General features: G+C 36.1%; 2 protein-coding genes. Both read left to right on the top strand.

Annotation, left to right across the window (positions count from 1 at the left end):
- The coding region (locus tag QM629_RS12785; RefSeq protein WP_415160269.1) for a SusC/RagA family TonB-linked outer membrane protein at nt 1-2,129 on the top strand (2,129 nt) is incomplete at its 5' end.
- Between the two features lie 23 nt (nt 2,130-2,152).
- Nucleotides 2,153-3,528 (top strand): RagB/SusD family nutrient uptake outer membrane protein (locus QM629_RS12780; RefSeq protein ID WP_415160268.1); only part of this gene is annotated, 1,376 nt, incomplete at its 3' end.

Raw genomic sequence — 3,528 nt, 5'->3', positions numbered from 1 at the left:
TTTTAGATACTTATGGCGATACCAGTGGTATTGATACGGATTGGTGGGGTTTGCTAACAAGGAAAGGAAAGCAGCAGCAATATAATATTTCGGCAAGCGGTGGGGATGAAAAAACTCAGTTTTATACTTCATTAGGTTATTTAAACCAGGAGGCTGCTGTAATTGGTTCTAATTTCAAGCGATATAATAGCGCATTAAGCCTTAGGAACAGATCATTAAAAAATCTGCTGATTGATTTTAGTGTATCCGGTTCTTTCCAAAATCAAAATGCACCATTGCAAAATGCAGCTTATTATGGAAGCCCTATTGCCGCCATATATTTCTTAAGGCCAACTCAAAATCCCTTCAATTCCGACGGATCGTATAACATTTCTACCAGCGGCGCTCTAAATTTTACCGGTTTTTATAACCCTTTATATGTTATAGCACATGATATTCAAAATTCCAAAACGGTTCAGGTAAAACCGGTATTAAATGTTGAATATAATATTTTAAACGGTTTAAAATATTCAACAAGATATGGAATTGATTATAACGGTGTGGAGGACGTTTATTATAATAACCCTAATCATGGAGATGGAGCCGGTACCAATGGATATGGTTATGCAGGTTATGCCAGGTACTTTTTGTATGATTGGACGAATTTATTGAGCTATCATAAAGACTTTTTAGGAAAAGATTTGTCAGCCGACCTGAAAGTGGGCTATGAAGCTATTTCGAGTAAGTATTATACATTTTATACCGATGCGTACGATTATTCAACAGATAAATTAACAGACTTAGTCAATGCCTCCACACCAACAACTGCTTATAGTAATAATTCAGACTATACTTTCGCATCTGCTTTATCTAATCTTATCCTTTCCTATAAAGGTAAATATTCTTTAACGGGCAGCTTCAGGCGTGATGGTTCTTCCCGTTTTGGTGCAGATAATAAATATGGAAATTTTTATTCTGTGGGCGGAGCATGGAATGCATCTGAAGAGTCGTTTATTAAAAATATTAAACAGGTTTCATTATTAAAACTTAGAGTTTCTTATGGTATTTCCGGTAACGCTGACATAGGTAATTATACAGCAACGCCATATCAAAGTTCAGGTTATAATTATAACGGTAATGCCGGAACTGCTTATGAATCAATAGGAAATACAAGTTTGAAATGGGAAAAAAGCAAACAATTTGATTTGGGGGTTGAATTGGGATTACTTAAAAACAGATTGAATTTTATTTTTGACTGGTATAAAAGAAACAGCGATGGCTTGTTGTACTCGGCGCCAATATCTCAAACTACAGGGTTTAGCTCTAAAACGGCTAATATCGGGGGATTACAAAACCAGGGTATTGAATTAACCATCAATGCAACACCTGTTCAAACCAATAATTTTACCTGGGACATTTCTGCAAATATTACGTATAACGTAAATAAAATAACCAGTTTGCCCACTAACAATGCTGACATTATTAGTGGTTTGTTCAGGCTTAGAGTTGGTCAGGACTATAGAAGTTTTTATACCTATCAATGGGCCGGAGTTGACCCTGATAATGGCGACCCGCTTTGGTACACAGATTCTACTAAATCGGCTACAACCAGCACCTATTCCAGTGCCAGCAAAGCTTATTTGAATAAAAGCGCCTCACCTAAATATTATGGCGGTATATCAAATACCTTTACTTACAAAGGATTTTCGCTTGCAATAGATATTAACTATAATTTCGGAAACTATGTATCCAATGCCAGTTATGCTGCTTATTTAACCGATGGCATTTATCTGTATGGGAAATATAAAAGTAATTTGAAGAGATGGACAACAGTGGGACAAAAAACCAATGTGCCTAAATATGTTTATGGAAGCACCAACAAATCCAATTCTACAAGCTCAAGATACATATATAATGGAAGTTATGTGAGATTAAGGAATATTGAATTTGCATATTCCGTACCCAGATCTGTTTTAAGCAAAACAAAAGTAATAACAAGCCTGAAGTTGTATGTGCGTGGGAGCAATTTATATACATGGGTAAAGGATAAAAATATCCCGTTCGATCCCGAACAAGGTGTAAACAGCGCTACAAGCTTTTATTTATTCCAATCACGGGCAGCAACTGCCGGATTAGTACTGGGATTATAATTAACGCATAAAACATATTTATTATGAAATTTTATATCAAGCATATTGGGTTAGCATTATTAATTGCAACTTTTCTATCTTCCTGTTCTAAATCTTATTTAACAACATCATCTTATGATGGAGTTGTTTTAGATGTGGCAATCACCAGTGAATCTGATTTATATACTGCTTTACAAGGTGTATATAACGGGCTTTTTTCCTACTTGGGTTTTGGCAGATATTTACCGGCAAAAGGAGATATAATGGGCGATAACGTTTATTGTTCTTATGTTTCATCAGGAAGGCAAAATAGTACGTATAACGTATATACTTTTACAGCCAGTTCCGGAGAGCACACCAGTATTTGGCCTCAATTATATAAGGTAATTAAAAGAGCTAACCAAATTATAGCTGCAGACTTAGCTTCTTCAACAGATGTTGACGAATACAAGGGTGAAGCCTATGCGGCAAGAGCGCTTTCTTATTTGGAGCTGGTAAGAAATTTTGCATATCCATATTCTTATGGCAGTTCTAATCCCGGCGTTCCACTGGTTACTGATTTCTTTAGCTCAGATATTAAACCGGCAAGAAATACAATTGCCGAAGTGTATGCCCAGGTTATATCCGATTTAGAACAAGCCTATTCATTAATCACAGAGTACACAAGCGATGCTTATATATCAAAATATGCAGTAAAAGCAATTGAAGCAAGGGTATATATGGATATGGCTGATTGGTCAGATGCTAAAACTGCTGCATTGGATGTGGTAAATAATGGTGGGTTCTCTTTAGTTTCAAGCACCAGTTATGTTTCTTGGTGGGCGGCTCAATCTGCTGAAAGCTCTGATAAGCAGGAAGCTATTTTTTCATTAGTCCCCACAACCAGCAGCAACAATGGCAACGAGTCATTGGATTACTTGTATTATCAGGGTGGCGGGTATGGTGATTATTTGGTTACGGATGAATTATATAATTTATATTCATCAACAGATGTTCGTAAAGATTTGATAGAAAAAACTGTACGTGGTACAGATAGTATTTATGCATCTGTAAAATATTCTAATGCAGCTACATATACGGATAATGTTCCAGTTATCAGATATTCAGAAGTGTTATTGATTTTAGCAGAAGCGTATTATAATACTTCTGATGATGCCAACGCTTTGCTTTACCTGAATGAAGTAGCAGAAGCACGAGACCCTTCATTTACGGGTTATACATCTACAGGTACACAAATTTTAGAAGATATTTTAACTGAAAAGCGCAAGGAACTGGCTTTTGAGGGCAACAGGTTCTGGGATTTGTATCGTTTGCAAAGAAGTTTTACAAAAGTTGTTGAACAAACTTTAGGAACTACTTTGTCAATTTCATTACCAACAACAGTTGGATCAAGATTCCCTATACCACAATCTGAAATAGA

This window comes from Parafilimonas sp. (assembly GCF_047606085.1).
GTDB lineage: Bacteria > Bacteroidota > Bacteroidia > Chitinophagales > Chitinophagaceae > Parafilimonas.
Note: the sequence above shows the minus strand (reverse complement) of the source record. Positions and strands in the feature narration are given on the sequence as shown.